Here is a 26,094-nt window from a genome sequence, read left to right on the forward strand (position 1 = left end):
GGCCCGCCGGGGGATTCTCACCCCGGACCCCCAATGCTCGCTGCGCTCGCACAGCCAGCGCTCCGCGCGGCCGGATCGCGCATCCGCGCCCATCCGTGCCCACCCTCCGCGGTGGCCGGGCTGGGGGTTCCTCATGATCCGGAAGACTTTGTGTCGCTATGACAGCACAAAGTCTTCCGGATCACGGAAACGGGGGATCAGGGAGTGGCTGGGTGCGCGTGCCGGTGTCAGTTTCGCCGGTGATCCCGAATCGGTTTGGTTGCTGGGGCTGCCGACGCCCGTTCGGGGGCGCTCGGCGGTGGCTGGGGGGTTTCTCATGATCCGGAAGACTTATGGTCGCTAGAGCAGCAATAAAGTCTTCCGGATCATGGAAACGGGGGTCAGGGCCATTCGGTGGCGTTGGTGGCGTTGAGGGTGCCTGGGGGGTCGACGACGACGCAGAAGGTGATGCCGGCGGGGTCGCGCATGGTCCACCAGCGGTCGTGGCAGTCGAGGCGGGTCGCGCCCAGTGACTCCAGGCGGGCGACCTCGGCCTCCAGGTCGTCGGTGTGGAAGTCCAGGTGGACCCGCGGCGCGCCGTCGCCGAGGCGCTGGGTCAGCAGGACCAGGTCGTGGCCCGGGATGCGGGCGCCGTGGAAGTCCGGGTACTTGCCGACGCGCTCCAGCGGGGCGCCGAGCGCGCCCCGCCAGAACGTGACGGTCGTGTCCTCGTCGGTCGCGGGCACGTCCAGGACGATGGTGTACAGCCTGCTGTAGTGAGCCACAGCGGGAATCTACGCCGCCAGGAGGATCGAGGTACGCAGGGCCGGGGCGCCGTCGACCGGGGCCGGGTCCTCGTCGGTGGGAGCGACGCCGCCCGCGGCGATCCGGTCCAGGGTGTGCAGGCCGAGCGGGCGGACGCTGCCGAAGATCGTGTAGTTGGGGCGCAGCGCCGAGTCGGCGAACACGAGGAAGAATTGGCTGCCGTTGGTGTCGGGGCCGGCGTTGGCCATGGCGAGCACGCCGCGGGCGTACACCTTGCGGGCGCCGGTCGGGTCGGTCGGGGCCGGCGGCAGGTCGGTCGGCAGCTCGTCCTTGTACTTGTAGCCCGGGCCGCCCTCGCCGGTGCCGGACGGGTCGCCGCACTGCAGGACCTTCAGCGTCGGGTACGTCGTCAGCCGGTGGCAGATCGTGCGGTTGTAGAAGCCGTGCCGGGTCAGGTGCAGGAAGCTCTGCACCGTGCACGGCGCCTGTGCCCGGTCCAGGGTCAGCGGGATCAGGCCCAGGTTGGTGAAGAGCGTGATGGTCACCGTGCCGCGCGACGGCGTGTGCCGCGGGTCGCGGGGCAGTGGCACCGGCCGGACCGCCGGGTCGTCGGGTGTCGGGGTGTACGCGCACGGCCCGGTCGTCGGTCCGCCGGGTGCGGCGGCCGAGGCGGGTGTGGGTGCGACGGCGAACGCCGCCACCGCGAGCATGACCACGACGGCACGGATCCGGACCACATTGTCCTCCATCGAAGATTGGGAATCTTTTAGAGGTCTAACGGATGTCGATGTACCGCGTCAAGGCCGATGCCCGTTTGGGCCCGGATCGGCGGTATAGCAGCGGCAGTGCCCCTTCCCGTTGTTCACCTCTTGCATGTCCGGCGTGCGCACACGGCCGCGCCTGTTGGACATGCGCTGTCCCGAGCGTGTGTCCCAGAGGGTGGGCGTGCCGGGTGGACGAAGGGGTAGCTGGTGCAACAATCGAGGTTCGTCTTCTTAGCGTTGGCCGCGGCGGCCGCCGATGACGGCACGGTAGCCGAGGCCACGACCTGGATGCTGGTCTCGCCGAACAACCGGCCGCTGGGCAGAGCGGCAAGGCTGTTCGAGACCTACGGAGCCTGCCGCGACGCAGTGCTGCACCTGCGGGCCGGGTTCGCCGGCGCGAGCAGCGCGGTCGCCGCGGTGGAGTCCAGCGGGCAGTGGGTCTGGCGGGTGGAGCTGGACGGCAGCACCGTCGGAATGTCCAGTCGTTCCTATCTGCGCGCAAGGGAATGCCACTACAACCTCGAGCGCTTCCTGGAAGCCGTGCCGGCGGCGGTCGTGGTGGCCGGCACCCGCAGTGTCCGAGGCGGTCATCCCCTGGTGCTCGGCGCCGGCGGTGACACGGCGGTCCTCCCGCCGCGCCCGGCGCCGCGGGGCGCCCGGGGTCCGTACGCCGACCGCCCCCGTCTCGGGGAGCGCGACGTGCGGGCCCAGGGCGCCCGCCTGATGTACCGGGCGACCCCCGGCAACCCGCCGGCATGACGGTCGTCGAAGCGCCCTCCGAGGCCACCGGCGCCGGGGAGGCCGACGCGCCGCGCCCGCTGAAGTGGCGCCCGTCCCCGGCGGACCGCGTGTTCCGCGGCGTCGCCCGGGGTGCGGGCGCGATGGTGCTGCTGGTGGCGCTGCTCGTGGGGTCGTTCCTGGCGTACCGGGCGGTCACCGCGCTCAAGGTGGTGCGCTGGAGCTTCTTCACGACCAAGGGGTGGGAGCCCGACCCGCTGGAGGGGAGCTTCGGCATCGCCGCCGTCGTGCCGGGCACCGTCATCATCGCCGGGATCGCGATCGTCCTGGCGGTGCCGGTCGCGGTCGGCACGGCGCTGTACATCTGCGAGTACGCGCCGCGGCGGATGCGCCGGATGCTGGTGACGCTGGTCGACATGATGGCGGCCGTGCCGAGCGTCGTCTACGGCCTGTTCGGCGTGTTCCTGCTGCAGCCCAACATCATCCACCTGTCGCGGTGGATCGCCACGTACCTCGGCTGGATCCCGATCTTCGAGGTCGCCGACTACGACACGGCCAACCCGCTGTCGAGCATCACCGTGTTCACCGCGTCGAGCTTCGTCGCGGGGACGGTCGTGGCGATGATGGTCACCCCGATCATCTGCTCGATCTCGCGCGAGGTCTTCTCGCAGGCGCCGATCGGGGAGCGGGAGGGTGCCTACGCCCTCGGCGGCACCCGCTGGGGCATGATCCGCACCGTCGTGCTGCCGTACGGCAAGGGCGGCGTCATCGGCGGTTCGATGCTCGGCCTGGGCCGGGCGCTCGGCGAGACCATCGCCGTGTACATGATCATCTCGCCGGTGTTCGACATCCAGTGGCACGTGCTGCAGACCGGCGCGATCTCGGTGTCGTCGCTGATCGCGCTGCGCTACGGCGACTCGGCCGACTTCGCGGTGTCCGCGCTGATGGCGGCGGGCCTCGCGCTGTTCCTGATGACCCTGCTGGTCAACTTCGCCGCGTCGATCGTCATCGGCCGCACCCGCTCCGGAGCCGGCACATGACCTCCACCGACACCGCCCGGACGGCCGGACAGCCGGCCACGGCCCCGGAGACCGGGCAGACGCACCACCACGCCGTCGCGGCGGCGGATCAGGCGCAGGATCAGGGCCACGCCACCGCGACCGCCGATCAGGCGCAGGACCAGGACCAGGGCCACGCCACCGCGGCCACCGCGACCGCCGGGCGCGCGCAGGACCAGGGGCACGCTGCCGCGGCGATCGAGCGGACCCGCGTCGACCTGACGAAGCCCGACGGGACCCGGAGCGGGCCGGACACCGCGACCCGGGCGGCCGGTCCGGTGAAGGCGGCCGGTGGGGGACCGCGGCACGCGCGCCCCGACACGGCCCTCACGTTCGTGCGGCGCCCGCTGCCCGAGGCGGCCCCGGGGGAGGAGCGGCGCCGCGAGCTGCGCGCCGGCCGGCGCCTCGACCGGCTCAACGTGACCGGCGCGCTGCTGGCCGCGCTCGCGTTCACCGCCCTGCTGTTCGGCCAGATCGCCCCGTTCGACGGCGTGCTCGGCTTCATCGTCGTGACGTTCCTGGCGTTCCTGGCGTTCCTCGGGCTGCTGACGTCCCTCACCGAGGACGGACCGGCGATTCGCGACCGGATCGCCGCGGCGGTCATGACCGGCGTCGGCATGTTGCTGTTGCTGCTGCTCGTGGTCGTCGTCGGCTTCACCTTCTGGCGGGCCTGGCCGGCGCTGGTGCACGTCAACTTCTGGATCGAGGACATGAGCGTCGTGCAGCCGACGAGCCCGCTGAACGTCGGCGGGGCGCTGCACGCGATCGTCGGCACGCTCGAGCAGATGGGCATCGCGCTGACGCTGTCGGTGCCGCTCGGCATCACCTGCGCGGTGTTCCTGGGCGAGATTCCGGGCCGCTTCAGCCGGTTCGTGCGCACGCTCGTCGAGGCGATGACGGCGCTGCCGTCGATCGTCGCCGGCCTGTTCGTCTACGCCGGCCTCATCTTGGCGCTCGACCAGCAGAAGTCGGGCCTGGCGGCCGGGATCGCGCTGTCGGTGATGACGCTGCCGATCATCATCCGCGCCTCCGACGTGGTGCTGCGGCTCGTGCCCGGGACGCTGAAGGAGGCGTCGTTCGCGCTGGGTGCCTCCCAGTGGCGCACCGTCTGGCACGTGGTCCTGCCGACGGCCCGGTCCGGCCTGACGACCGCCGTCATCCTCGGCACCGCGCGCGGCATCGGGGAGACCTCGCCGGTGCTCATCACCGCCGGGTTCACCCAGTTCATGGCGCTCAACCCGGCGGCCGGCCCGCAGGTGTCGCTGCCCCTGCTGGTGTTCAACAGCGTGCGCTTCCCGCAGGAAGAGATGATCATGCGCGGCTTCGGCGCCGGCGCGGTGCTCATGCTGCTCGTCCTGGTGCTCTTCGTGGCGGCCCGGGTCATCGGCGGCCGCGGGCCCGGCGAGCTGTCCCCCGGGCAGCTCAGGCGCCGGGCCGTCGCATCCGCCCTCGACGTCAAGCGGTTCCAGCGCCGCGAGCAGGCCGACCTCGACGGTGCACCGTCCCAGAGCCGCCCGCAGGCGGATCCCGACAAGGAGATGTCCGATGTTCCGTAGCGTCGCCAAGACCGCCGCCGGGGTCGTCCTCGGGCTTCTGGCCATCGCGGCGCAGCCGAACCCCGCGTACGCCGCACCCATCAAGGTGCAGATCGCCGGCGCCGGCTCCACCTGGAGCCAGCCGGCCCTGCGCGCGTGGATCGGCAACGTCACCCAGTTCGGCCTGAAGGTGTCCTACGCCGACACCGGCTCGACCGACGGTCGCAAGCAGTTCGCCAACGGCAAGGTCGACTTCGGCATCTCCGAGATCCCGTACGGCATGCCCGACAGCGCCACCCGCGACATCGACTCGCCGCCGACCGGCCGGGGCTACGCCTACATGCCGATCGTCGCCGGCGGCACCTCGTTCATGTACAACCTGACCATCGGCGGCAAGCGGGTCACCAACCTGCGCCTGGCCGGCGACACGATCGCGAAGATCTTCACGAACAAGATCACGTTCTGGGACGACCCGCAGATCAAGCGGGACAACCCGAAGCTGCCCCTGCCCAACCGGAAGATCATCCCGGTGGTGCGCTCGGACGGCTCCGGCACCAGCGCCCAGTTCACGCTCTGGCTCAGCAAGCAGCACCAGGACGTCTGGGGCGAGTTCTGCCGGTCGGTCGGGCGCACCCAGAGCCCGTGCGGGCTGACCTCCTACTTCCCCGTGATCAGCGGCAAGAACATCGGGCAGAGCGGGTCCAACGGCGTCTCCGGCTACGTCGCGCAGCCGCGGTACGAGGGCGCGATCACCTACGTCGAGTACTCCTACGCCAAGACCGCCAAGTTTCCAGTGGTGAAGGTGCTCAACAAGAAGGGGTACTTCGTCGAGCCGACGGACACGGCGGTGGCGGTGGCGATGACCCACGCGACGATCAACGCCGACCTGACCCAGAACCTCGACAACGTCTACACCAACGAAGACAAGCGCACCTACCCGCTGTCGTCCTACTCGTACATGGTGCTGCCGACCGACCTGCGGATGCAGATGAACGAGAACAAGGGCTTCACCCTCGCGGAGTTCGCGCACTACTTCCTGTGCAAGGGGCAGGCCCAGGTGGACGACCTCGGGTACTCGCCGCTGCCGAGGAACCTCGTGGACGCCGCCGCGGCGCAGGTCGCGCGGATCCCGGGCAGCGCCGCGTCGCCGTGGGACGTGACGAAGTGCCAGAACCCGACGTTCGGCCCCAACGGCGAGAACGCGCTGGCGACGACGGCGCCGTTCCCGCCGGAGTGCGACAACGTCCAGAGCGGCGACCAGTGCACCACGGGCACCGGCGGCGCCGGCCCCACGACCGTCGGCGGCGGGGGCGGTAGCGGCAGTGGCGGGACCGGTGGCACGGCGACCGCGGGCCCGTCGGCCTCGGCGTCGGCGTCGGCCGCCGTGGTCGTCGACCCGGACACCGGCGAGACCCTCGACGCGGCGCGAGCCGCCGGCGGCAACGACGTGGCCGGCGTGCCGGTGTCGCTGGACCAGGCCGGCTCCTGGGGGCTGCGCCGGGCGCTGATGATCGTCGCCGGCGCGCTGCTGATCGGGCTGATCTTCGGCCCGCCGATGCTGTCCCGGTCCCTCGGCAGCCGGCGCGACCGTGACGGCGGCCGGCGATGAGCGCCACGGTCGCCACGGGAACCACCGGGCAGCAGCCGGCACCGGACGACCTGCCGCCGCCACGCGGTGCGGCGCGGGCGGTGTGGAAGCGCAGGCTGGCCGGCGCCGGCGTCGTCGGCGTGCTGCTGCTCGGCACGCTCGTGCGGGGCGCCACCGCGACCGCCGGCGACACGTTCGTCCCGCCGCTCGGCGTCGACGTGCCGACGTCGTCGGCGAAGACGATCACGGTGCAGCCGGGCGAGGCCGGCGGCGACTTCGACGGCACCGAGATCACCGTGTCGCAGACCCGCGACCTCGGCAACCAGGGCATCACCATCTCCTGGAAGAACGCCCCGCCGACCCCCGACGCCACGATCGGCCAGAACGTGTTCGCGTTCATGCAGTGCTGGGGCGACCCCGACGCGCCGGACCCGTTCCACGAGGGGGCCGCGAAGGACCCGTTGTGGGGGCGGGAGACGTGCCAGTTCGGCGCGCTGCTGGACACGCCCGTGTGGGGCGGGGACAAGGCGCCCGGCGGCGGGACGATCCGCACCGTGGGCATCAACGGCCTGCCCGATCCGGCCGAGACGCTGCCCCCGGACGCGGTCATCGCGCCGTTCCGCTCGGTCAAGGGCACGCGGATCGGCCACGGCGGCAAGAGCGACCCCTACCCGGGGAACCTCGACCCGCAGACGACCGGCTCGGACGTCATCATGTCCGAGTACTTCGACAAGAACAAAACCAACGAGATCCCCTACGGCTACACAGCCGGCGACGGCACCGGCCGGGTCGTGTTCGAGGCGCAGACCGACATGGAGGCGCCGCACCTCGGCTGCGGACTGCCGGACTCCGGCGGCGTCATCCAGCCGTGCTGGCTGGTGATCGTGCCGCGTGGGCACCACGACCCGCTGACCGGCGACAAGCTCGACGGCACCGACGTCCCCGTCAACGGCTCGCCGCTGGCCGCCACCCACTGGAAGCACCGCATCGCGGTCCGGCTGGACTTCCGGTCGGTCCAGACGCCGTGCCCCATCGACCAGGCCGAGCGTGCGACGGTCGGTTCGGAGATGGCCGCACCGGCGATGCAGGCGTGGCAGCCGGCGCTGTGCGGCAGGACCGGCAACGTGTACGGCTACACGCCGACGTCGGAGGACGAGACGTCCAGCGCGGTCCTCGGCAGCGGCGACGACTCGCCCGGGCTCGGGTTCACCTCAAGCCCGGTGGTCGGCGTGCCGGGCGGCCCGCCGCCGGTGCACGCGCCGGTGGCCCTGTCGTCGGTCGTCGTCGCGTTCACCATCGACAACCAGGTGAACCCCGGGTCGACGAACCCGGAGGAGGAGCTGCTGCGGGCCAGGCAGGTCAACGGGATGCGGCTCACCCCGAAGCTGGTGGCGAAGCTGCTGACCTCCTCCTACCAGCGCGACATCCCCGACGGGTCGAAGGCCGAGCACCTCAAGGACAACTACCGGACGATCCTCGCCGACCCCGAGTTCATCACGATCAACCCCGACTTCCGGTTCTCCCGGGCCAACCGCGACATCCAGCCGGTGATGGTGCCGCTGGGCGGCTCCGCGGCGAACCGTGCGGTGTGGGGCTGGATCCTCGCCGACAAGGCCGCCCGCGACTTCCTGTCCGGCGTCCCGGACCCGGCGCATACGGACCCGGTCACCGGCGTCACCTACCACATGAAGGTCAACTCGTACTACCAGGACTTCGGCCTCGACGGCGTGGTGCCGGACCGGTTCCCGAAGTCGGACCCCACCTGCAGCCAGCCGCGGCCGGACCTCGTGCCGGAGCTGAAGGTGTGCATCTTCAACAAGCAGCCCTACACGTCGTCGATGACCGACGGGGCGCAGCAGACGCTGAAGGCCGACACCCACTCCGAGGTCGAGTTCGACGAGGCGAAGTACCAGAGCAGCGACCACCAGATCGTCACGCTCAAGCGGGCGGCGCCGCAGACGAAGGGCAACCGGTGGGTCATGGCGATCACCGACTCGGCGTCGGCGGCCCGCTTCGGCCTGTACTCGGCGAGCCTGCTCAACGGCAGCGACCCCACCGATCTGAACGCCTACGTCACGCCGACGAAGCAGAGCCTGCAGGCGGCGGTCGCGGCGATGGGGCCGACGGCCAACCCCGACGTCCTGGCGCTGGACCCGGCGCTGAAGAAGCCGGGCGCGTACCCGCTGACGATGCTCACCTACGCCGCCGTCGACCCGAGCCGCGGGCAGGCGCTGCGGGAGGCGTACGCGAAGCTCATCGAGTTCGCCGCGGGAGACGGGCAGAACGAGGGCGTCTCCGTCGGGAACCTGCCGCCCGGGTACGTGCCGCTGCCGGAGTCGCTGAAGGCCAAGGCCCGCAGCGCCGCCGAGATGGTCAGGCGCGGCTGGACGGCGCCGCCGGCGCCCACGGCGACCACGACCACCGCGGCGCCCGCGCCGGTCACGGGGGGCACCGTGCCCGCCCGCGGGTCCGTGCCGTCGGGCGCGCCGACCAGTGCCCGGCCGAGCCTGTCGGCCGCACCGGTGCCGGCGGCCCGGACCACGGATCCGGAGCCCGTGGAGTGGGCGCAGCGGTACCTGCTGTCGATGATCCTCGGCGCGGGGCTGCTCGCGGCCGCCGCGGGCCCCGTGCTGACCGGGCTGGCCCGCCGACGCGAACGCCGGTGAGCCTGTTCATCCGGCCTACATGTTGGCGACCGGCCCCGCACGAACCGCCTGCGAATGATGACCACGCTCGACCCTCGCAAACCCTGAAGCAGAAGGGGAAACGCATGAAGGTGCTGACCTTCGGACGGGCTGTCAGCCTCGGCCTCGCGGTCGCCGCTGTCACCCTCACGGTCACCGCGGCACCCGCCGCCGCCAACCCGCCGGCCGGCGAGTACCGCCAGCTGGCCGGCGTCGGCTCCGACACGACCCAGGACGTGCTGAACGGTCTCGGCGAGACCGTCACCAGCGGCGGCTCGAAGGTGATCGCGTCCTACGACGCCCGCCCGGCCGGCCTGATCAAGACCAAGACCACCGGCTGCGAGTTCAACCGTCCCGACGGCTCCGGTGCCGGCCGGACCGCCCTCAAGGCGTCCGAGAACGACGGCGGCAACGTCTACCAGGGCGTCAACGTCACCGGGTGCGTGGACTTCGCGCGCTCGTCCAGCTACGGCGGCGGCTCCTCGCCGCAGACCACGGGCAACTACACGTACATCCCGTTCGGGGTGGACGCGGTGTCGTTCGCGGTCAACACCGACAGCGACCTGCCGACCAGCCTGACCTTCGTGCAGCTGCAGCGCATCTACCGCTGCCTCACCACGGTCGTCAGCGGTGTGCCGGTCAAGCCGCTGCTGGTCCAGTCCGGCTCGGGCACCCGGTCCTTCTGGCTCAGCAAGATGGGCATCGCCGAGGCCGACATCGCCAACGGTGACTACCCGTGCATCGTGCAGACGGTGAACGGCGCGCCGATCCAGGAGCACGACGCCCGGGTCCTCGCCGGCCACAACGACTACATCATGCCGTTCTCGGTCGGCCAGTTCATCGCGCAGGGCAACGCCGCCACCATCGCGACCCAGACCGGCGTCGTGGTCGAGGACCGGCGCGGCACCTCCCGCATCGGCCGCGTCAACGGCCTCCAGCCGATCGTCAACGGCAAGCTCAACATCAACTTCCGTCCCCAGCTGATCCGTGACGTCTACAACGTGGTCCCGACCCGCCGCCTGGCGGAGCCGGTCATCGCGCAGACGTTCGTCGGCGCCACGTCCGCGGTCTGCGCCAACCAGTCGGTCATCGAGCTCTTCGGGTTCGGTTTCCGCACCACGGCCGGCGCCACCCTGTTCGAGGGTGTCTGCGGCTCGACCTCGCTGAAGGCCGCGTCCTGAGCACCGCGGCCCCCCTGTAAGGCCAACCGGCCGGGCGTCCACTGTGGACGCCCGGCCATCCCTGTCGAGACGAGGATCTCCCCATGCGCCTGCGCCGAACCGCCGCGGTGGCCGCCGCCGTCACCGTGACCGCCGTGACCCTGCCCGGGCCCCTGACGGCCCCGGCCCACGCCGCGCCGCTCGGCTCGATCACCGTGACGCCGGCGACCGGCAGCGTGGACACCGACCCGATGTTCGCCACGGCGACCGCGTCGGCGACCTGCCCGGCGAACTACGGCACCAACGCCGGCCTGCGCATCGCGCGGGCGGGCACGTCGCAGTTCGCGAACCTGACCCGGGTCGGTGACGACGCCGACTACGACGCCGTGCCGCCCACGCTGCGGCCGAACCGGTCGATGCGCGCCGCCTTCGGCACGACGCCGATCACCGACGGCGACTACACGCTCGTCATCGTCTGCACCGGCGAGAGCGCCGGCGACCACCCCGACGTCTTCAGCACCACGATCCGGGTCGCCGGCACCACCTGGACCGCGGGCGGTGGCGGCCCCGGCCCCACGACCGGCCCGACCACCGGGCCCACCGGCGGGCCCGGCGGCAGCGGCAACAAGCAGACCCTGAACATGCAGGTCGACCCCGCGGCGACGAGCGCCTCGCCGTCGCCGACCGGCACGCCCGGCGGCGGCCTGCCGCGCACCGGCTCGGCGGTCGCCCGCACCGCGGCCATCGGCCTCGGGCTGGTCGCCGCCGGTGTCCTGATCGTCCGCCTCGTCCGCCGGCGGCGGCTGGCATGAGCGAGCCGGAGCGCGGCGGAGGCGGCGGCGCGACCGACGGCACGCCGCAGCACACGACCTGGGTGGGCGGCGTCTCCGCGGTCACCGTGTTGATCCCGCCGGCGGAGCCGGCGATCGACGTGAGGTTCGAGGAGCCCGACCGGACCGACAGGATCGAGAAACCGGACAGGGTGGTCCCGCCACCGGACCAGCCGGCGTCGGGACTGCGGATCGCGGGCACCGGGCTGAGCATCCTCGCGGTGCTGCTCGTCGGCTTCACGCTGCACGTGACGCTGCTGTCGCAGCTCGGGTACGGCCGGGTGCAGCAGACCGCGTACGCCGACTTCCGCGGCGCGCTCGCCGAGGCGACCGCGCCCGTCGGCCAGATCGGCCCCGACGGCAGGCTGCTGCCCCTCGGCACGCCCGTCGCCGTGCTGCGCATCCCCGCGCTCGGCGTCCAGCAGGTCGTGTTCGAGGGCACCACCGCCGGCGTCATGCAGTCCGGCCCCGGCCACCGCCGCGACACGCCGCTGCCCGGCCAGGCCGGCACGAGCGTCATCATGGGCCGTAACGCCGCCTACGGCGCCCCGTTCGCGGGGCTGTTCCGGCTCAACTCCGGCGACCGGGTCGAGGTCGTCACCGGCCAGGGCGAGTTCACGTTCGTGGTGCTCGGCGTGCGGCACGCCGGCGACCTGACCCCGGCGCCGGTCGCGCCCGGGCGCAGCCGGGTCACGCTGATGACCGCCGCCGGGACGATGTTCTTCCCGTCCGACGTCGTGCGGGTCGACGCCGACCTCGACAACGGCACCGAGACGGTTCCGGCGCCGCCGCGGCAGCTCGGGTACGCGCACCTGTCGGCGTCGGAGAAGGTGCTCGCCGGCGACGACTCGGCCTGGATGCCGCTGGTCCTGTGGGGGCAGCTGCTGCTCGCCGCGGGCCTCGGCGTCACCTGGGCGCGGCGGCGCTGGGGCGGCGTGCAGGCGTGGGTCGTCGGCGTCCCCGTCCTCGCCGTGATCGGCACCGCCACGTCCGACGTCGCCGTCCGGCTGCTGCCGAACGTCCTATGACCACACCGATTGCGAGGGCCCTGCCGTGACGAGCACGACGCTCGACCCGTCCACCGTCGACTCTCCGACGACCGCCGAGCTGGACGCGCGGAACATCTCCGCGTGGTTCGGCGGCCACAAGGTCCTCGACCGCGTCTCGCTGCGGATGCCGGCGGGGCAGGTCACCGCGCTCATCGGCCCGTCCGGCTGCGGCAAGTCGACGTTCCTGCGCATCCTCAACCGGATGCACGAGCTGGTGCCCGGCGCCGAGCTCGCCGGGGAGGTGCTGCTGGACGGCGAGGACCTCTACGACCCGTCGCGGCGCATCACCGACGCCCGGCGGCACGTCGGCATGGTGTTCCAGAAGCCCAACCCGTTCCCGGCGATGTCCATCTACGACAACGTCCTGGCCGGGCTGAAGCTCACCGCCGTGCGGGCGTCCCGCCGCACCAAGGACGACCTGGTCGAGGAGTGCCTGCGCAAGGCCGGGCTGTGGCACGAGGTCCAGACGCGGCTGCGCTCGCCCGGTGGCGCCCTGTCCGGCGGCCAGCAACAGCGGCTGTGCATCGCCCGGTCCCTCGCGGTGCGGCCGCGGGTGCTGCTGATGGACGAGCCGTGCTCGGCGCTGGACCCGACCTCGACCCGGCGGATCGAGGAGACGATCGGCGAGCTGTCCACCGAGGTCACCATCGTCATCGTCACCCACAACATGCAGCAGGCGCAGCGGGTGTCGCAGCACTGCGCGTTCTTCCTCGCCGAGCAGGGCACCCCCGGCGTCATCGTCGAGCACGGCCTGACCTCGGCGATGTTCGACACCCCGCAGGACCGCCGCACCGCCGACTACGTGCACGGCCGCTTCGGATAAAAGCGCCGTTTCGGAACGGGCGACACCTCGAATTCGCTTTGCGCATGTCCGGCGTATGAGTTGGCCTGCCCGCCGGGAAACGCCGCGCCGAAAACCTGATCGAGCAACGCAAGAGCGCCTCGTTCGAGTAGAGGAAGTGATTCATGAAGGGTCCGAAGTCCCTGCTGGTCCGGGCGGTCGTCGTGGCCGCCGCGGCCTCCGTGGCGGTCGTCGGCCTCGCCGCGGCCCCGGCCAACGCCGCTGACCTGGGCACGCTCACGCTCACGCCCACCCAGGGCCTGACCACCACCAACCCGGCGCTGTCGGCGCTGACGTCGGCGGCCTGCCCCGCGAACTACGGCACCAACGCGGGTCTGAAGATCGGCAAGGTCGGCAGCGGCGACTACCGCAACCTCGCCCGCGTCGGCGACGCCGGCAACTACGACCAGGCCGCGTTCACGCTCGACGCGAACCGGTCCATGGTTTCGGCGTACGGCGGCACCGCGCTCAGCAACGGCGACTACGAGATCGCCGTGCTGTGCACCGGCGAGTCGACCGGTGACCACCCGGACCTGTTCCGCACGGTCATCACGGTCACGGGTGAGAACTGGAAGGTGAAGGGCGGCGCCGAGCCGGCCGTGCCGACCACCACCACCCTCGCGGCCGCCCCGGCGAGCCCGCAGGTCGCCGGCACCCCGGTGACCCTGACCGCGACCGTGGCCCCGGCCGCGGCGACCGGCTCGGTCACGTTCAACCGCGGCGCGACCGCGATCGGCACCGCGCCGGTCGTCAACGGCACCGCGACCCTCTCGGTCAACAACCTGCCGGTGGGCGCGTTCTCGCTCTCGGCGACGTACACGCCCGACTCGGCGGCGTACCTTGCCTCCACGTCGGCGAACCTGGCCTACACGATCACCGCGCCGGCCGGCTCCATCACCAAGGAGCAGACCATCACCGGTGACATCGCGCCGGGCCAGTTCTCGCTCAACGTTGCCGGCACCACCGTCGCGCTGACCGGCGGCTCCGTCGGCGGCCAGGCGACCGGCAACCTGAACAAGGCCACCGTCGTGGACCTGCGCGGCACCAACGCCGGGTGGAACCTCGTCGGCCAGGTCAGCGACTTCACCGGTGCCACCAGCACCATCCCGGGCACGAACCTCGGCTGGACCCCGTCGTCGGTCAAGGTCAGCGGCTCCGGCGCGGTGGTCACCGGCGCGAACGCGACGGGGCTCGGCAGCCCGTCGACCCTGTGCAAGTCGAACGTCGGCAGCAGCGCCGGCACGTTCGAGTGCGGCGCCGGCCTGACCCTGGTCATCCCGGACAACGTCGCGCCCGGTGCGTACAGCGCCACCCTGACGCTGACGCTCGCCTGATCGGTTCATCCAAGCAGGGTGCGGTCCTCACGGGCCGCACCCTTGCGTCGTAGGAGGTCTCCCGTGCGTCGAATGCTTCTCGTCTTGGCGGTTGCCGCGTCGGTACTGGTAGCGCCCGCTCCCGCGGGGGCGCGCGAGGGCGACGGCCTGCGCTGGGCGGTGACCCCGTCGGGTCCGGAGGGCCCGAACGGCCGCGCCGCCTACGACTTCGAGGCGAAGCCCGGTGACGTCATCACCGACATGGTCGGCGTCAGCAATCTCAGCGACGCCCCGATCACCTTCACCGTCTACTCCACGGACGCGTTCACCGCGCCCGACGGTGCCTTCGCGCTGCTGACCGGGACGACCCAGCCGAACGACATCGGCTCGTGGACGGACCTGACCCCGAAGTCCTACACGGTGCAGCCGAAGAAGCGCGCCGACATCGCCTTCACGCTCCGCGTGCCCACCAACGCCACACCCGGCGACCACGCCGGCGGGATCGTCGCCTCGGTCATCGAGCGCCAGACGAACCCGCAGGGCCAGCAGGTCAACGTCGACCGCCGCATCGCCGCCCGGATGTACCTGCGGGTCGCCGGCCCGGTCCAGCCGCTCGTGCAGGTGTCCTCGCTCAACGTCGTCTACGGCTCGCCCGCGCTGCCATTCGGCACCGGCGACCTGGTCGTCACGTACCGGCTGAAGAACGCCGGCAACGTCCGCGTGCACGGCACCGCCAAAGTCCGCGCCAGCGGCCTGCTCGGCGTCTCCCTCGGCGAGAGCGAGGAGATCACGGTGCCGGAGATGCTGCCGGGCGCGGAGCTGAGCGTCCAGAAGCGCATCCCGGGCGTCATGTCGCTGGGGCGCCTGACGGCCGCGGTGACGGTCAACGCGGAGGCGAAGGAGGGCCGGCTGCCGATCGCCAGCCGCAGCGCCGCCGTGTGGGCGTCGCCGTGGGGGCTCGTCGGCCTGCTGGTCCTGGTGCTGGGCGCGGTCGCGCTGGTCGTCCGCTGGCGGCTGCGCCGCCGCCTGCTGCGGGCCTGACCGTCACCGCCGGTGCAGGGCCGATTCGGGGATCGGCCCGCGCAGCTGCCGCACGACGGCGGTGCCCCAGCCGAGGTGCCACTCGTCGGCCTCGGCGTGGAAGGCGCCGCGCAGCTCGTACCAGTGCAGCCCCGGGTGCCGGTGGTGCACGCTGTGCAGGTTGAACGCCAGCACGAACAGCTCCAGGGGGCGGGGCATCCGCAGGTTCATCGCTTCGAGGGGGCGCTCCAGCTCCGTGCGGTAGTGGTAGGCGTTGTCGGCGAGCGACACCAGCAGCGCCCGCCCGCCGACGGCGACCGCGAGCATCCACGCGTGCCGCCCGTAGCCCACGGCCGAGCCGGCGTAGGTGACGACCACCGCCAGCGCCTCGACGCGGAAGCGGCGCAGCGTGTCCCGCTTCGAGACCCGCTCGAAGAGCAGCCCGGTGACGGAGTCGAGGGAGTCGGTGCGGCGCACCAGCCACCGCCACCCGGCGGCGGGCACGGCGGCGAGGACCACCGACGCGGCCTCCAGCACGTAGAGGCCGCCGAGCAGGCGCGGATAGTAGCCGCGGGCGGCGGCGAGCCAGGTGGTGACCTCCGGGTCGTAGACCTCGGTCCGTTCGCGGCGGGTGCGGCTGTACCGGTGGTGCAGCAGATGCCCGGCCTTCAGCAGCGAGAACGGGGCGCCGTAGCCGGTCGCGAGGACCCGGGCGAGGCGGTCGTTCCAGGTCCGGTCGCGCAGGAGGGTGCCGTGGATCCCCTCGTGGATGAGCGACCACAGCGGCACGGTGGTGAGCGCGAGGGGCACGAGCAGCCAGCCCCAGCGCGGGTCGGCGGGCAGCAGCCACACCGGCAGGATCAGCAGTTGCAGCACGAGCGTGCCGGCGGCGGCGGTGGTCAGTACCCCCGAGATCAATGTCTGACGGGCAGCCATGCCCGAAACGTAGCGCCGGTAGGAGAACTCAGCCTGAACTGTCGCGGACGGTCAGTGTGGTGGGGAACGTGCCGTGCCACCCGGGCCCGGTCTCCCCGCCGAGCAGCGCCCGGGTGGCGGCGGCCGCCATCTCCTCGACCGGCTGGCGGACCGAGGTCAGCGGCGGCGTCGTACACGTGGCGATGAGACTGTCGTCGAAGCCGATGACCGCCACGTCCTCGGGGACCCGCAGGCCCGCGGCGGCGAGCGCCTGCAGCGCCCCGGAGGCCATCAGGTCGCACGCGACGAACAGCGCGTCGACGTCCGGGTGCTCGGCCAGGAGCCGCCGGGTGATCTCCGCGCCCGACGTCCGGTTGAACTCGCCGGCCTCGCCGGTGATCGGCTCGAGCCCCGCGTCGCGGACCGCGGCGAGGTAGCCCGCGCGGCGGTCGACGGCGTCGGCGATGTGCTCCGGCCCGGGCACGGCCGCGATACGCTTCCGGCCGTTGCGGTGCAGCAGCTGGACCGCCGCGTAGGCGCCCGTCGTGTTGTCCGGCACGATCGACGGCACGGGCGCCGCGGTGCGCCCCATCGACACCACGCGCGGGCAGACCGCGTGGAAGGCGGCGGCGAGCGGGGCGGGCACGTTGACGAGGATCGCGCCGGCGCTCACGGTGTGCGCGACCCGGTCGAGCAGCCGGGGCGCGTCGGCCTGCCCGACGACGTGCACGCGCATCTGCGCCTCGGACCGCCGCAGCCCGTCGACGATCCCGGCGACGACCCGCCCGTAGTAGGGGTTGGTGCCGAAGCACGTCGGCTCGTCGTCGATGACGATGAGCTCGACGACGTCACCGTGCCCGCGGGCGAGCGCCCGGGCGACCGGGTCGGGCCGGTAGCCGAGCCGCTCGACGGCCCGGTCCACCAGCTCGCGGACGTCCGCCGCGACGCGCGGGTTGCCGTTGATGACCCGCGAGACGGTGGCCCGGGACACCCCGGCGGCCTGCGCGACGTCGTCCAGGGTGGGGCGTTTGTGCTGCACCGGACCAACCCTAGCGCTCTGCCACCGCCCGGGTGTGCCGCCGGACACCTCGGCGGCCCGGCGCGGGCAGGTCCGGGGACGGCGCTGGCACGATTGATCCATGATCAGGCCGTTGCTGGAGGTCATCGCCCTCGACGCCGTGGACGCACGGCTGGCGCTGGAGGGCGGGGCGGACCGGGTGGAGCTGGTCAGCGACATGGCGGCCGACGGCCTCAGCCCGGCGCCGGCGACCGTGGCGGCGGTCCGGGACGCCGCCGGCCTGCCGGTCCGGGTGATGGTGCGCACCGCCGCGGGCTTCGCCGCCGGCGACGTCCGGGCCCTGCGGCGCGCCGCGAAGGACCTCCTAGCGGCCGGCGCCGCCGAGTTCGTCCTGGGCTTCCTCACCCCGGACGGTGCGGTGGACCTGCCCGCGGTCCTGGAGGTCCTGGAGGTCCTGGACGGCGCGCCGTGGACCTTCCACCGGGCGATCGACCACGTGGCCGACCGGCGCGCCGCCTGGGCCGCGATCACCGGCCTGCCCGGCCTGGACGCCGTGCTGACCTCAGGCGCCCCGACCGGCCTGCCCGACGGCCTCGCCACGATCCTCGCGGAGGCCCCCGTCCGGCCGCAGGTCCTCGCCGGCGGCGGCCTGCGGCACGAGCACGTCGCCCCGCTGCGGGCGGCCGGGGTGACCGCGTTCCACTCCGGCGGCGCGGTCCGCTCGTCCGGCGCCTGGACGTCCCCGGTCGACCCCGCCCTCGTGCGCGACCTGCGCCGCACCCTGGACGCGCCCCGCTCGCCCTGATCCCGGACGGTCGCGGCACCTCTGGCCACCGGAACCGTCCGGGATCATGGGGGAGCGGTGCCGTCACCGGGTCACAGCGGGCCGGGAGTCGGTGAAGCCGCGTTCGAGGTAGACGGCCAGCCAGATGGTGCCGGTGCCGTCGGCGTAACCTGCCGCCAGGAGATCGCCGGTCGAAGGATCCACGATGATCCGGTTGACACCGTGCTCGAACGGGCCCCGTTCCAGGGAACTGTCGAGCGGGCCTGTGACGGCGACGCCACGGCGGCCGGTCGGGTCGGTGGCCTCGCCCGCGCAGACGACGCCGTCGGCGGCGGCGATGAACCTCAGCAACGCGGACCGGGTCGCGACGTCCAGGATCTGATTCCCGTACATCCCGGAGGCCCTGGCGAGCACCCGCGCCGGTGGGAAGGTGCTTCCCGTGTTGTCGAGTGTGTCGATCAATGAATCCGGGGGCGGGGGCGAGCTCGTCCCCATGAACTCCGGGGGTACGCCCTGGCGCACGTCGACGACGGTCGTGCCGACCGTCCGCACCCGCTCCGGGTGGCTCTGAAAGTAGGCCCGCGACGCGTCGTCGGCGAACGTCACCGACTCGGTGACGGTGCGTAGACGCACATTCCGGCGGTCGGCGGTGGTCCAGGTGGAATATTCCCCCACGTACTGCACCCAGGCGATCCCGTCAGGCATCGGCAACCTGTCGCTGAAGCGCACCGCGTTTCGCACGTACTCGTACTGGCCGGTGGTCGCCTCATACGGTGCCGCGTGCAGTCCCGCGGCCAGTTCGGCGAGGCAGTCCGACGGCCACACCCTGGGCGCGACCGGACGGTTGGCCGGGGCCCGGTCGAGCACGAGGGCCGCGGCCGCCCCGGTCACCGCCACGACCGCGACGGCGGCCGCGACCCCGGCCAGGGCCCGCCGCCGGCGGCGGTCGGGAAGGTGCAGCTCGTAGCTGGTGACGTCGTTGGCGGCCAGCCGCAGCAGCGTCTCCACGTCGCCGGGGCCGACCGGCGCGTCTCGGGCGGGGTCGGCGGCGGCCAGCAGGTCGAGGGTGCGCTCGGTCATCGGGTTCCTCCCGTTCGGGTAGGTGCGGGGGGAGGGGCAGAGGAAGGTGCGGGTGCGGGGGCCGGGGTGTCGGCGACCAGGACGGCGAGGCGGCGCCGGGCACGGTGCAGCCGGACCCGTGCCGCGGTCACGCCGCAGCTCAGGACGAGCGCCGCCTCCGCGACGGACAGCTGCTCCCACGCGACGAGCCGGAGGATCTCCTGGTCGTCGTCGGACAGCCGGGTCAGCGCGGCCCGGACCGCGAGGAGCTCGGTGAGGCCGTCGTGCCGGTCGGCGGCCGGGTGGTCGCCGAGGGCACCTGGCGCCGGGGCCGTCCGGCGCGCCCGGCGGTGGTTGGCCAGCAGCCGGCGGCCCACCCCGTACAGCCAGGGCAGCGCGGGCTCGGGCACCTCCCCGCGCCGCCGCCAGGCGACGAGGAACACCTCCTGCGCGAGCTCCTCCGCCGCGGCGGTCCCGTCGAGCCGGCGCAGACCGTAGCGCACGACGTCGGCGTAGTGGCGGGCGTACACGTCCCGGAACCAGCCGGCGTCGCGGTCGTTTGCGTCGTCCATACCCCGTTCTATGTCCCGTCCCCGGGCGGCGTTACAGCAGGCTCCGCAGATATTCGAGATTGTCGGCGGTGCGCTGCTCCAGCGGCACGGCGGTGGAGAAGTCCTCGACGGTGACCCAGCCGTCGTAGCCGTGCGCGGTGAGCGCCGCCAGGTAGCGGCCGACGTGCGCCTGCCCGGTCCGCAGCGGTGCCCAGTCGTGCGCCCAGGTGACCGTGCCGTCGGGGGCCTCGGACACCGGCCGCCACGCGACGTTCTTCACGTGGACGTGCTGCAGGTAGGGCCCGAGCAGCTCGAACGCGGCGCGGTGGTCCTCGTGCCCCTCGATGACGAGGTTGCCGAGGTCGTGGATGACGCCGACGTGCCGCGGGTCGAGCCCGTCGACGAGGCGCATCGCGGCGGACGCCGACGACACGATCGTCTCGTGGTGCAGCTCGACGAGGATCGTGACGCCGTGCCGCTCGGCGAGCCCGGTCGCCCACTCGAGGTCCTTGCGGGTGGCGTCGAACAGGTCCGGGTAGCGGCCGGTCGACAGCAGCGGCATGGTGACCCGGACCCGGCCCGCGCCGAGGACCGCGGTGGCGGCGAGGAGCCGGGCGACGTCGTCGTGCTCGAAGCTGCGCGCGTAGCCGCCGACGCCGGAGAACTCGAGGCCGGCGCCGCGGGTGAGGGCGGCGATCTCCGGCAGCGCCGCCTCCAGGCCGGTCAGCGGCCAGGTGGCCCGGTTGCCCTTCCAGAAGCCGGGCTGGTCGGCGTCATCCTGGTCGACGACGCGCCACTCGACGCCGTCCCAGCCCTGCGCGGCGAGGTGCCGCACGACCTCGTCGGGCGCCCAGTCGGGCGTCGATGCGGTGAAGACCGAGAACCTCACGCCTGAACCTCCTGCGTCTCCTGCGTCTGCTGCGTCTGCTGCGTCTGCTGTGTCGAAACCACCGGCTGCACGTCGTCGTGGACGCCGTCGAGGACCTGGTCGAACAGCACCGGCCGGCCGAGCGTGGCCGCCACGTACACGGCCCGCACCGTGGCGAGCGCCAGGAGGCCGTCCGCGACCCGTACCCCGGGAAGCCGCCGCTCGTCGATGGCGTCGACGAGGTCCTGGTACTGGCGCAGGTGCCCGAGCACGAAGCCGTCCGCCGGTTTCGGCGCGCCGTACAGGTCCTCGGCGGCGACGAGGTCGGCGGCCGTCTCCCCGGTGTCGGCGCTGTGGAAGTACTCCAGCTGGTCGTCGTGCAGCACGGCCGAGCCGCGGGTGCCGTGCAGCTGCAGCCGCACCGGCAGGCCGGGGTGGGCGCTGGTGCTGGCGTGCAGCACGGCGAGCGCGCCGCCGGCGAAGCGGAGCGTGGCGACGGCGAGGTCCTCGACCTCGATCCGCTCGTGCGCGATCCGCGTGGTGCGGGCGGTGACCTCGACCGGCGGGCCGAGCAGCGCCAGCATCTGGTCGACGAGGTGGATGCCCTGGTTGGCGACGGCGCCGCCGCCGTCGAACTCCCACGTGCCGCGCCAGTCGGCGGAGTCGTAGTAGGCCTGGTCCCGCCACCACGGCATGGACACGACCGCGGACGTGAGCCGGCCGAGCCGGCCCTCGCGCGCGGCCCGCCGCACGGCGACCATCGCCGGGTCGAACCGGTGCTGGCTGACGACGGCGCAGACGAGCCCGCGCTGCTCGGCCTCCGCGGCGACCTTCGCGAACGCGCGGGCCTTCGGCAGCGACACGTCCAGGGGCTTCTCGACGAGCAGGTGCGCGCCGGCCCGCAGGGTCTCCTCGGCGGCCTCGACGTGCAGGCCGCTGGGCGTGCAGATCGCGACGAGGTCCACCCGCTCCGCGGCGAGCGCGGCACCCAGGGTGCGGTGGCAGGACGGCGGCGGGTCGATCCGGGCGGCCAGGGCCGCGTTCGCGGCGTCGACCGCGTCGACCAGGGCCACGATCCGGAGCCGGGGATGGCGCAGGATCGCGTCGGCGTGGTTGCCGCCGATGATGCCGCTGCCGACGATCGCCACGTTGATCAGGTCTGTCATTTCACTCCCCCGGCGGTCAGGCCGCCGACCAGGAACCGTTGGAACACCAGGTACAACACCACCACCGGCAGCGCGCAGATCAGCGCGGAGGCCATCAGCTGCCCGTAGACCGGGATGGCGCCACCCTCCTGGGTGGCGCCGAACACCTGCAGGGCCACCGCGACGGTGCGGCTGTCGGGGTTGGTCATCACGGAGGCGAACAGCACGTCGTTCCACCCGAGGAGGAACGCGAAGATGCTCGCCACGACGAGGCCGGGCCAGCTGAGCGGGATGATGATCGAGCGCAGGATCCGCCACGAGGAGGCGCCGTCGAGGCGGGCGGCCTCGTCGAGCTCCGCGGGCAGCCCCCGCAGGTACGTCACCATGACCCACGTCGAGAACGGCAGCGCGAACGTCAGGTACGTGACGAACAGCGCCCACCGGGTGCCGATGACCTGCACGCCGAGGACCGCGGACAGGTTCGCGAACAGCACGAACACCGGCAGCAGCATCAGCGTGCCGGGGATCGACTGCAGCGCCAGGAGCCCGCGCAGGATCAGGCCGCGGCCGAGGAACTGGAACCGCACGAGGACGTACGCGGTGGCGACGGCGACGAGCGCGGACACCACGGCGACGCTGCCGGCGACGACCACGCTGTTGCCGAGCCCGGCGCCGAGGTCGACGGTCGACCAGATCTTGCTGTAGTTGTCCAGGTGCAGGCTCTTCGGCCAGAACGCGCCGCGGGCGACGGCGAGGTCGTCGTTGACGGACGCGAACAGCATGTACAGCACCGGCGTCAGCACGAACACCAGCAGGACCGCGATGACCACCGCCTGCACGCTTCTCGGCAGGAGCCGCTGTACGTCAGTCCTCATGCTGGTTCAGCCTCACCGCGCGCAGGTACACCGACAGAGGGATCGCCACCAGGACCAGCGACAGCACGGCCATGGCGGCGCTGAGCCCGAACCGGAAGTTCTGGAAGCTCTCGACGTAGGTCAGCACGGGCAGCACCTCGACGTCGTGCGGGGCGGGCACCCCGAACAGCACGTACGGCAGCGTGAAGCTGTTGAGGTTGTGCAGGAACGCGATGATGAGCGCCAGGGCGAGGACCCCGCGCAGGTGCGGGAAGACCACGTGGCGCAGCTTCGCCCACCAGCCGGCGCCGTCCAGCGCGGCCGCCTCGTGCACCTCCTCGGCGATGCTCTGCAGGCCCGACGCCGCGAGGAGGTACAGCAGCGGCCACGACGTCCAGAGCTGCACGACGACGAGCGTCCAGTAGCTGTCGGGGCCGTTGAGCCACAGGCGCCCGTCGCCGAGCAGCGAGTTCGCCGGGCCGGACGGCATGAGGATCGTGCGCCACACCGTGCCGACGACGAACGCGGGCAGCACGTACGGGATGAGGAACGCCGACCGGACGAGGGCGCGCCCCTTGAACCGTTGCTGGGTGGCGAGGGCCGCGGCGAGGCCGATCGGCAGGGTCGCGACGGTGACCAGCGCCGAGTAGCCGACGGAGACCCAGATGGCGTGCGGCAGGGGCGTGTCGGTGACCGCCTCGACGTAGTTGTCGAGGGCGATGAACGGCGCGCCGGTCCACTCGCGCAGCGTGTACTGGTCGAGGTCGAGCAGGGACACGGTGAGGGCGACGCCGAGCGGCACCAGGATCACCAGGACGAGCAGGACCCCGCCCGGCGTCAGCATCCACAGTGGACGGTGTCGGGGGCGGCGGCGGGCCGGCGGCCCGGGCGTGGTGCCCCGGGCCGCCGGCGGTGCGGCAGTTTCGATCGCCATGAATCTATTTACTCTTGTCCAGCGCGTCCTGCGCGGCCTTCTGGCCGTCGGCGATCAGTTGCTTGAGCTTCGCCTCGTCCAGCTTGCCGTCCTTCAGCGCCGGGATCGACTGCACGACGACGTTGACGAGGGCCAGCTGCACCTGGCTCCACGCGCCGTTGAACGGGGTGCCGCTCGCCTTCGACGCCGAGTCGATGATCGGCGCGAGGGCCGGGTCGGACTGCAGCTTCTTCGCCGCGGTCGCGTTCGTGGGCAGCTCGCCGAACGTCTTGTAGTACGACTCCTGCTGCTCCGGGCTGGTCAGCAGCTTCACCAGCGCGAGGGCGAGGTCCTTGTTCTTCGTGTACTTCGCCACGACGAGGTTGTCACCGGACAGGATGCTGGTCGCGCCGACGCCTGGTGTACTGGTCTGCCCCGGCGGGACGGTCGGCATGATCGCGTAGGCGTATTTGCCGGCGACCGACGACTTGTCGAGCGTGACCTTCGACGTGGCGGACACCATCGGCAGGAACGCGGCCTTGCCGGCGCCGAAGTCGGCGATCGCCTGGGCGTTCTTCCACCCGACGGCGGCCGGGTTGACGACCTTGTCGGTGGCGAGCCAGCCGAGGTAGGTCTGGTAGGCCTTCAGCGTCACCGGGTCGTTCAGCGACGCCTTCTTGTCCTTGACGAGGGGGTTGCCCGCCTGGACGCTCATCGCCCAGATGAACTTCCACGGGTCGAAGCCGTCGGCGTAGGCGACCGCGAGCCCGTAGGTGTCACCCTTCGTCAGCTGTTTCGCCTGTACGAGCAGCTCGTCCCAGCTCGTCGCCGGCTTGTCGATGCCGGCGGCCTTGAGCAGCTCCGTGTTGTAGGCCATGACGAACGGCCGGCTGGTGAACGGGATGCCGACCTGGTGCTCGGCGTCGGGCCCGGAGATGCCGAGGGTCGAGGGCAGGAACGCGTCCTTGCCGCCGAGCTTCTTCCAGTCGTCGTCCTTGAGCTCCAGGAACGCCCCGGTCGCGTAGGCCGTCGGGGTGAACGTGGTGCCGAGGGAGTAGATGTCGGGGCCCTGACCGGACAGCACCGACGTCTGGATCTTCGTCAGCTCGTCGTTGGGCGAGGCGAACGTCTCGAACTTCACCTCGGCGCCGGTCTGCGCCTTGAACTTGTCGTTGATCTCCGTGAACCAGGCGCGCTGCTGGTCGGGGTAGATCGTGTTGGCCTGGACGAGCACGTTGAGTGTCTTGCCGGCGCCGTTGAGGCCCGTGTCGCCCGGTTTGTCGTCGCCGCCGCTGCCGCAGGCGGCTAAGAACAGAAGGCTCGCGGCGATGATGGAAACGCGTTTCATAGGGGTGTCCACTCCTCGTTCACTGGGGGTGTGACGGAGCGCATCGTTGCTGCTGGCGGGCATCTTTCAGTGCTGCTTGGGGCCGGACGCTATCAGCGCCGTCTTTGTGGTGGCAACCGCTTGCCATCGTTTGCCATCATCTGCTTTTCTCATCCCCATGCCCCGTGCGCATCAGTTCGGCTCCGGTGACCGGCCCGTCACCATCAACGACATCGCCGCGGCCACGGGGGTCGCCGCGTCGACGGTGTCGCGCGCCCTGAACAACCCCGGCCGGGTCAACCCGGCGACCCGGGAGCGGATCGAGGCCGCGGCCCGCGAGCTGCGCTACGTGCCGAACTCGCAGGCCCGTGCGCTGAGCTCGGGCCGTACCGGAGCGATCGCCGTCCTCGTCTCCGACGTGACGAACCCGTTTTACTTCGGCGTGCTGCGCGGCACCCAGATGCAGCTCAAGGCCGCCGGCTACGCGCAGCTGCTGATCGACACCGAGGACTCCGGCGACCTGGAGGTGGAGCTGCTGCACAAGATGCGCCGCTCCCTGGACGGTGCGATCCTCGCCGCGTCCAGGCTGCCGGACCGGGCGCTGGCGGCGCTCGCCCAGGACATCCCCCTCGTCACCATCAACCGCAACGTCCGCGGCGTGCCGAGCGCGATCATCGACACCCCGGCCGGCATGGGTCAGGCGGCCGAGCACCTGATCTCCCTCGGCCACCGCGACATCGCCTACGTCTCGGGCCCCGAACGCTCCTGGCCGAACGAGGCCCGCTGGCACGCCGTCCGCGCGGTCGCGGCCCGGCACCGGCTGACCTTCACCCGCGTCGGCCCCTTCCCCTCCGGCCGCCGCTCCGGCTCCGCCGCCGCCGACGCGGTCCTCAACACCGGCGCGACCGCCTGCATCGTCTTCAACGACCTGCTCGCCATCGGCATCCTGCAGCGGCTGCGGGAGCGGGAGGTCCGGGTGCCGGAGGACCTGAGCGTGGTCGGCTGCGACGACATCTTCGGCGCCGACTTCTGCCACCCGCCGCTGACCACCCTCACCGCACCGATCGAGCAGGCGGGCCGGGTCGCGGTGTCCATGCTCCTGTCCCGCCTCGACCCGTCCGCCCCGGCCATGCGCCAGTCGGTCATGCTGCCCGTCCACCTCACGGTCCGCGGCTCCACCGGCGCTGTTTCCCGCCAGTAGCCTTCGGCTATAGCTCGCCTCCCCACCGCTGCCGCGGCGGGGCCCGCCGGGGGATTCTCACCCCGGACCCCCAATGCTCGCTGCGCTCGCACAGCCAGCGCTCCGCGCGGCCGGATCGCGCATCCGCGCCCATCC

General features: G+C 72.4%; 24 protein-coding genes. 13 read left to right on the forward strand and 11 right to left on the reverse strand.

Features of this window, described 5'->3' with window-relative positions; all coding sequences use genetic code 11:
- Positions 1–380 precede the first annotated feature (380 nt).
- Both AB0I21_RS53465 and AB0I21_RS53470 read right to left on the reverse strand, forming a co-directional pair.
- The gene (locus tag AB0I21_RS53465; protein ID WP_360573138.1) at positions 381–764 is read right to left on the reverse strand and encodes a VOC family protein; all 384 of its coding nucleotides are present in this window, start codon (positions 762–764) and stop codon (positions 381–383) included.
- A gap of 9 nt (positions 765–773) precedes the next feature.
- Positions 774–1,493 carry a peptidylprolyl isomerase gene (locus tag AB0I21_RS53470; protein WP_360573140.1) on the reverse strand — a complete coding sequence of 240 codons (720 nt, stop codon included), beginning with the start codon at positions 1,491–1,493 and terminating at the stop codon, positions 774–776.
- Positions 1,494–1,715: 222 nt separating this feature from the next.
- Between AB0I21_RS53470 and AB0I21_RS53475 the strand changes: the two genes are divergently transcribed.
- The 11 genes from AB0I21_RS53475 (at position 1,716) to AB0I21_RS53525 (ending at position 15,345) form a co-directional block, all read left to right on the forward strand.
- On the forward strand, positions 1,716–2,267 hold the full coding sequence (locus tag AB0I21_RS53475; RefSeq protein ID WP_344504741.1) for a hypothetical protein: 552 nt from the start codon (positions 1,716–1,718) through the stop codon (positions 2,265–2,267).
- Positions 2,264–3,286, forward strand: coding sequence for a phosphate ABC transporter permease subunit PstC (gene pstC, locus AB0I21_RS53480; RefSeq protein WP_360573142.1), 1,023 nt, complete (start codon positions 2,264–2,266; stop codon positions 3,284–3,286). The genes AB0I21_RS53475 and pstC overlap by 4 nt, the downstream gene beginning before the upstream one ends.
- Positions 3,283–4,860 carry a phosphate ABC transporter permease PstA gene (pstA, locus tag AB0I21_RS53485; RefSeq protein WP_360573144.1) on the forward strand — a complete coding sequence of 526 codons (1,578 nt, stop codon included), beginning with the start codon at positions 3,283–3,285 and terminating at the stop codon, positions 4,858–4,860. Before pstC ends, pstA begins: the two co-directional genes overlap by 4 nt.
- A complete protein-coding gene (pstS, locus tag AB0I21_RS53490; RefSeq protein ID WP_360573146.1) occupies positions 4,850–6,448 on the forward strand; it encodes a phosphate ABC transporter substrate-binding protein PstS in 1,599 nt (532 codons plus the stop codon). The genes pstA and pstS overlap by 11 nt, the downstream gene beginning before the upstream one ends.
- Positions 6,445–9,093 carry a hypothetical protein gene (locus tag AB0I21_RS53495; RefSeq protein ID WP_360573148.1) on the forward strand — a complete coding sequence of 883 codons (2,649 nt, stop codon included), beginning with the start codon at positions 6,445–6,447 and terminating at the stop codon, positions 9,091–9,093. The genes pstS and AB0I21_RS53495 overlap by 4 nt, the downstream gene beginning before the upstream one ends.
- A gap of 104 nt (positions 9,094–9,197) precedes the next feature.
- Positions 9,198–10,292 carry a hypothetical protein gene (locus AB0I21_RS53500; protein ID WP_360573150.1) on the forward strand — a complete coding sequence of 365 codons (1,095 nt, stop codon included), beginning with the start codon at positions 9,198–9,200 and terminating at the stop codon, positions 10,290–10,292.
- 83 nt (positions 10,293–10,375) lie between these two features.
- Complete coding sequence (locus AB0I21_RS53505) at positions 10,376–11,083, forward strand: hypothetical protein (RefSeq protein WP_360573152.1); 708 nt, start codon at positions 10,376–10,378, stop codon at positions 11,081–11,083.
- Positions 11,080–12,129: a sortase gene (locus tag AB0I21_RS53510; RefSeq protein ID WP_360573154.1), complete on the forward strand. Its 1,050-nt coding sequence runs from the start codon at positions 11,080–11,082 to the stop codon at positions 12,127–12,129. The genes AB0I21_RS53505 and AB0I21_RS53510 overlap by 4 nt, the downstream gene beginning before the upstream one ends.
- Positions 12,130–12,208: 79 nt before the next feature.
- Positions 12,209–12,973, forward strand: coding sequence for a phosphate ABC transporter ATP-binding protein (locus AB0I21_RS53515; protein ID WP_360573175.1), 765 nt, complete (start codon positions 12,209–12,211; stop codon positions 12,971–12,973).
- Positions 12,974–13,116: 143 nt separating this feature from the next.
- Entirely contained in the window at positions 13,117–14,325 is a 1,209-nt protein-coding gene (locus tag AB0I21_RS53520) for an Ig-like domain repeat protein (RefSeq protein WP_360573156.1), read from the forward strand.
- Between the two features lie 72 nt (positions 14,326–14,397).
- Positions 14,398–15,345 (forward strand): DUF916 domain-containing protein, encoded by a 948-nt coding sequence (locus tag AB0I21_RS53525; RefSeq protein WP_344504752.1) that lies wholly within the window; start codon positions 14,398–14,400, stop codon positions 15,343–15,345.
- 3 nt (positions 15,346–15,348) lie between these two features.
- On the opposite strand, the gene AB0I21_RS53530 is transcribed toward AB0I21_RS53525, so the two are convergent.
- Positions 15,349–16,260: a fatty acid desaturase gene (locus tag AB0I21_RS53530; protein WP_360573159.1), complete on the reverse strand. Its 912-nt coding sequence runs from the start codon at positions 16,258–16,260 to the stop codon at positions 15,349–15,351.
- Between the two features lie 28 nt (positions 16,261–16,288).
- Positions 16,289–17,278 carry a LacI family DNA-binding transcriptional regulator gene (locus AB0I21_RS53535; RefSeq protein ID WP_360573161.1) on the reverse strand — a complete coding sequence of 330 codons (990 nt, stop codon included), beginning with the start codon at positions 17,276–17,278 and terminating at the stop codon, positions 16,289–16,291.
- Between the two features lie 100 nt (positions 17,279–17,378).
- Here AB0I21_RS53535 and AB0I21_RS53540 point away from each other — a divergent pair, with 100 nt between their 5' ends.
- Positions 17,379–18,062: a copper homeostasis protein CutC gene (locus AB0I21_RS53540; RefSeq protein WP_360573163.1), complete on the forward strand. Its 684-nt coding sequence runs from the start codon at positions 17,379–17,381 to the stop codon at positions 18,060–18,062.
- Between the two features lie 63 nt (positions 18,063–18,125).
- Here AB0I21_RS53540 and AB0I21_RS53545 read toward each other — a convergent pair whose 3' ends face one another.
- Genes AB0I21_RS53545 through AB0I21_RS53575 form a run of 7 tightly spaced genes read right to left on the reverse strand, consistent with a single transcriptional unit; the run spans position 18,126 to position 24,779 of the window.
- The gene (locus AB0I21_RS53545) at positions 18,126–19,121 is read right to left on the reverse strand and encodes a hypothetical protein (protein WP_360573165.1); all 996 of its coding nucleotides are present in this window, start codon (positions 19,119–19,121) and stop codon (positions 18,126–18,128) included.
- Positions 19,118–19,672, reverse strand: a complete 555-nt coding sequence (locus AB0I21_RS53550) for a sigma-70 family RNA polymerase sigma factor (protein WP_360573167.1) — start codon at positions 19,670–19,672, stop codon at positions 19,118–19,120. The genes AB0I21_RS53545 and AB0I21_RS53550 overlap by 4 nt, the downstream gene beginning before the upstream one ends.
- 31 nt (positions 19,673–19,703) lie before the next feature.
- Positions 19,704–20,540, reverse strand: a complete 837-nt coding sequence (locus AB0I21_RS53555; protein ID WP_360573169.1) for a sugar phosphate isomerase/epimerase — start codon at positions 20,538–20,540, stop codon at positions 19,704–19,706.
- Positions 20,537–21,685, reverse strand: a complete 1,149-nt coding sequence (locus AB0I21_RS53560; RefSeq protein ID WP_360573171.1) for a Gfo/Idh/MocA family oxidoreductase — start codon at positions 21,683–21,685, stop codon at positions 20,537–20,539. Before AB0I21_RS53560 ends, AB0I21_RS53555 begins: the two co-directional genes overlap by 4 nt.
- Entirely contained in the window at positions 21,682–22,539 is an 858-nt protein-coding gene (locus AB0I21_RS53565; RefSeq protein ID WP_344504761.1) for a carbohydrate ABC transporter permease, read from the reverse strand. Before AB0I21_RS53565 ends, AB0I21_RS53560 begins: the two co-directional genes overlap by 4 nt.
- Entirely contained in the window at positions 22,529–23,452 is a 924-nt protein-coding gene (locus AB0I21_RS53570; protein ID WP_344504763.1) for a sugar ABC transporter permease, read from the reverse strand. The genes AB0I21_RS53565 and AB0I21_RS53570 overlap by 11 nt, the downstream gene beginning before the upstream one ends.
- Before the next feature lie 4 nt (positions 23,453–23,456).
- On the reverse strand, positions 23,457–24,779 hold the full coding sequence (locus tag AB0I21_RS53575) for an extracellular solute-binding protein (RefSeq protein ID WP_360573173.1): 1,323 nt from the start codon (positions 24,777–24,779) through the stop codon (positions 23,457–23,459).
- 157 nt (positions 24,780–24,936) lie between these two features.
- On the opposite strand from AB0I21_RS53575, the gene AB0I21_RS53580 reads away from it, so the two are divergent.
- Positions 24,937–25,959, forward strand: coding sequence for a LacI family DNA-binding transcriptional regulator (locus AB0I21_RS53580; protein WP_354891015.1), 1,023 nt, complete (start codon positions 24,937–24,939; stop codon positions 25,957–25,959).
- Positions 25,960–26,094 lie beyond the last annotated feature (135 nt).

Origin of the sequence: Dactylosporangium sp. NPDC050588 (genome assembly GCF_040654975.1) — a bacterium.
Taxonomy (GTDB): Bacteria; Actinomycetota; Actinomycetes; order Mycobacteriales; family Micromonosporaceae; genus Dactylosporangium; species Dactylosporangium maewongense.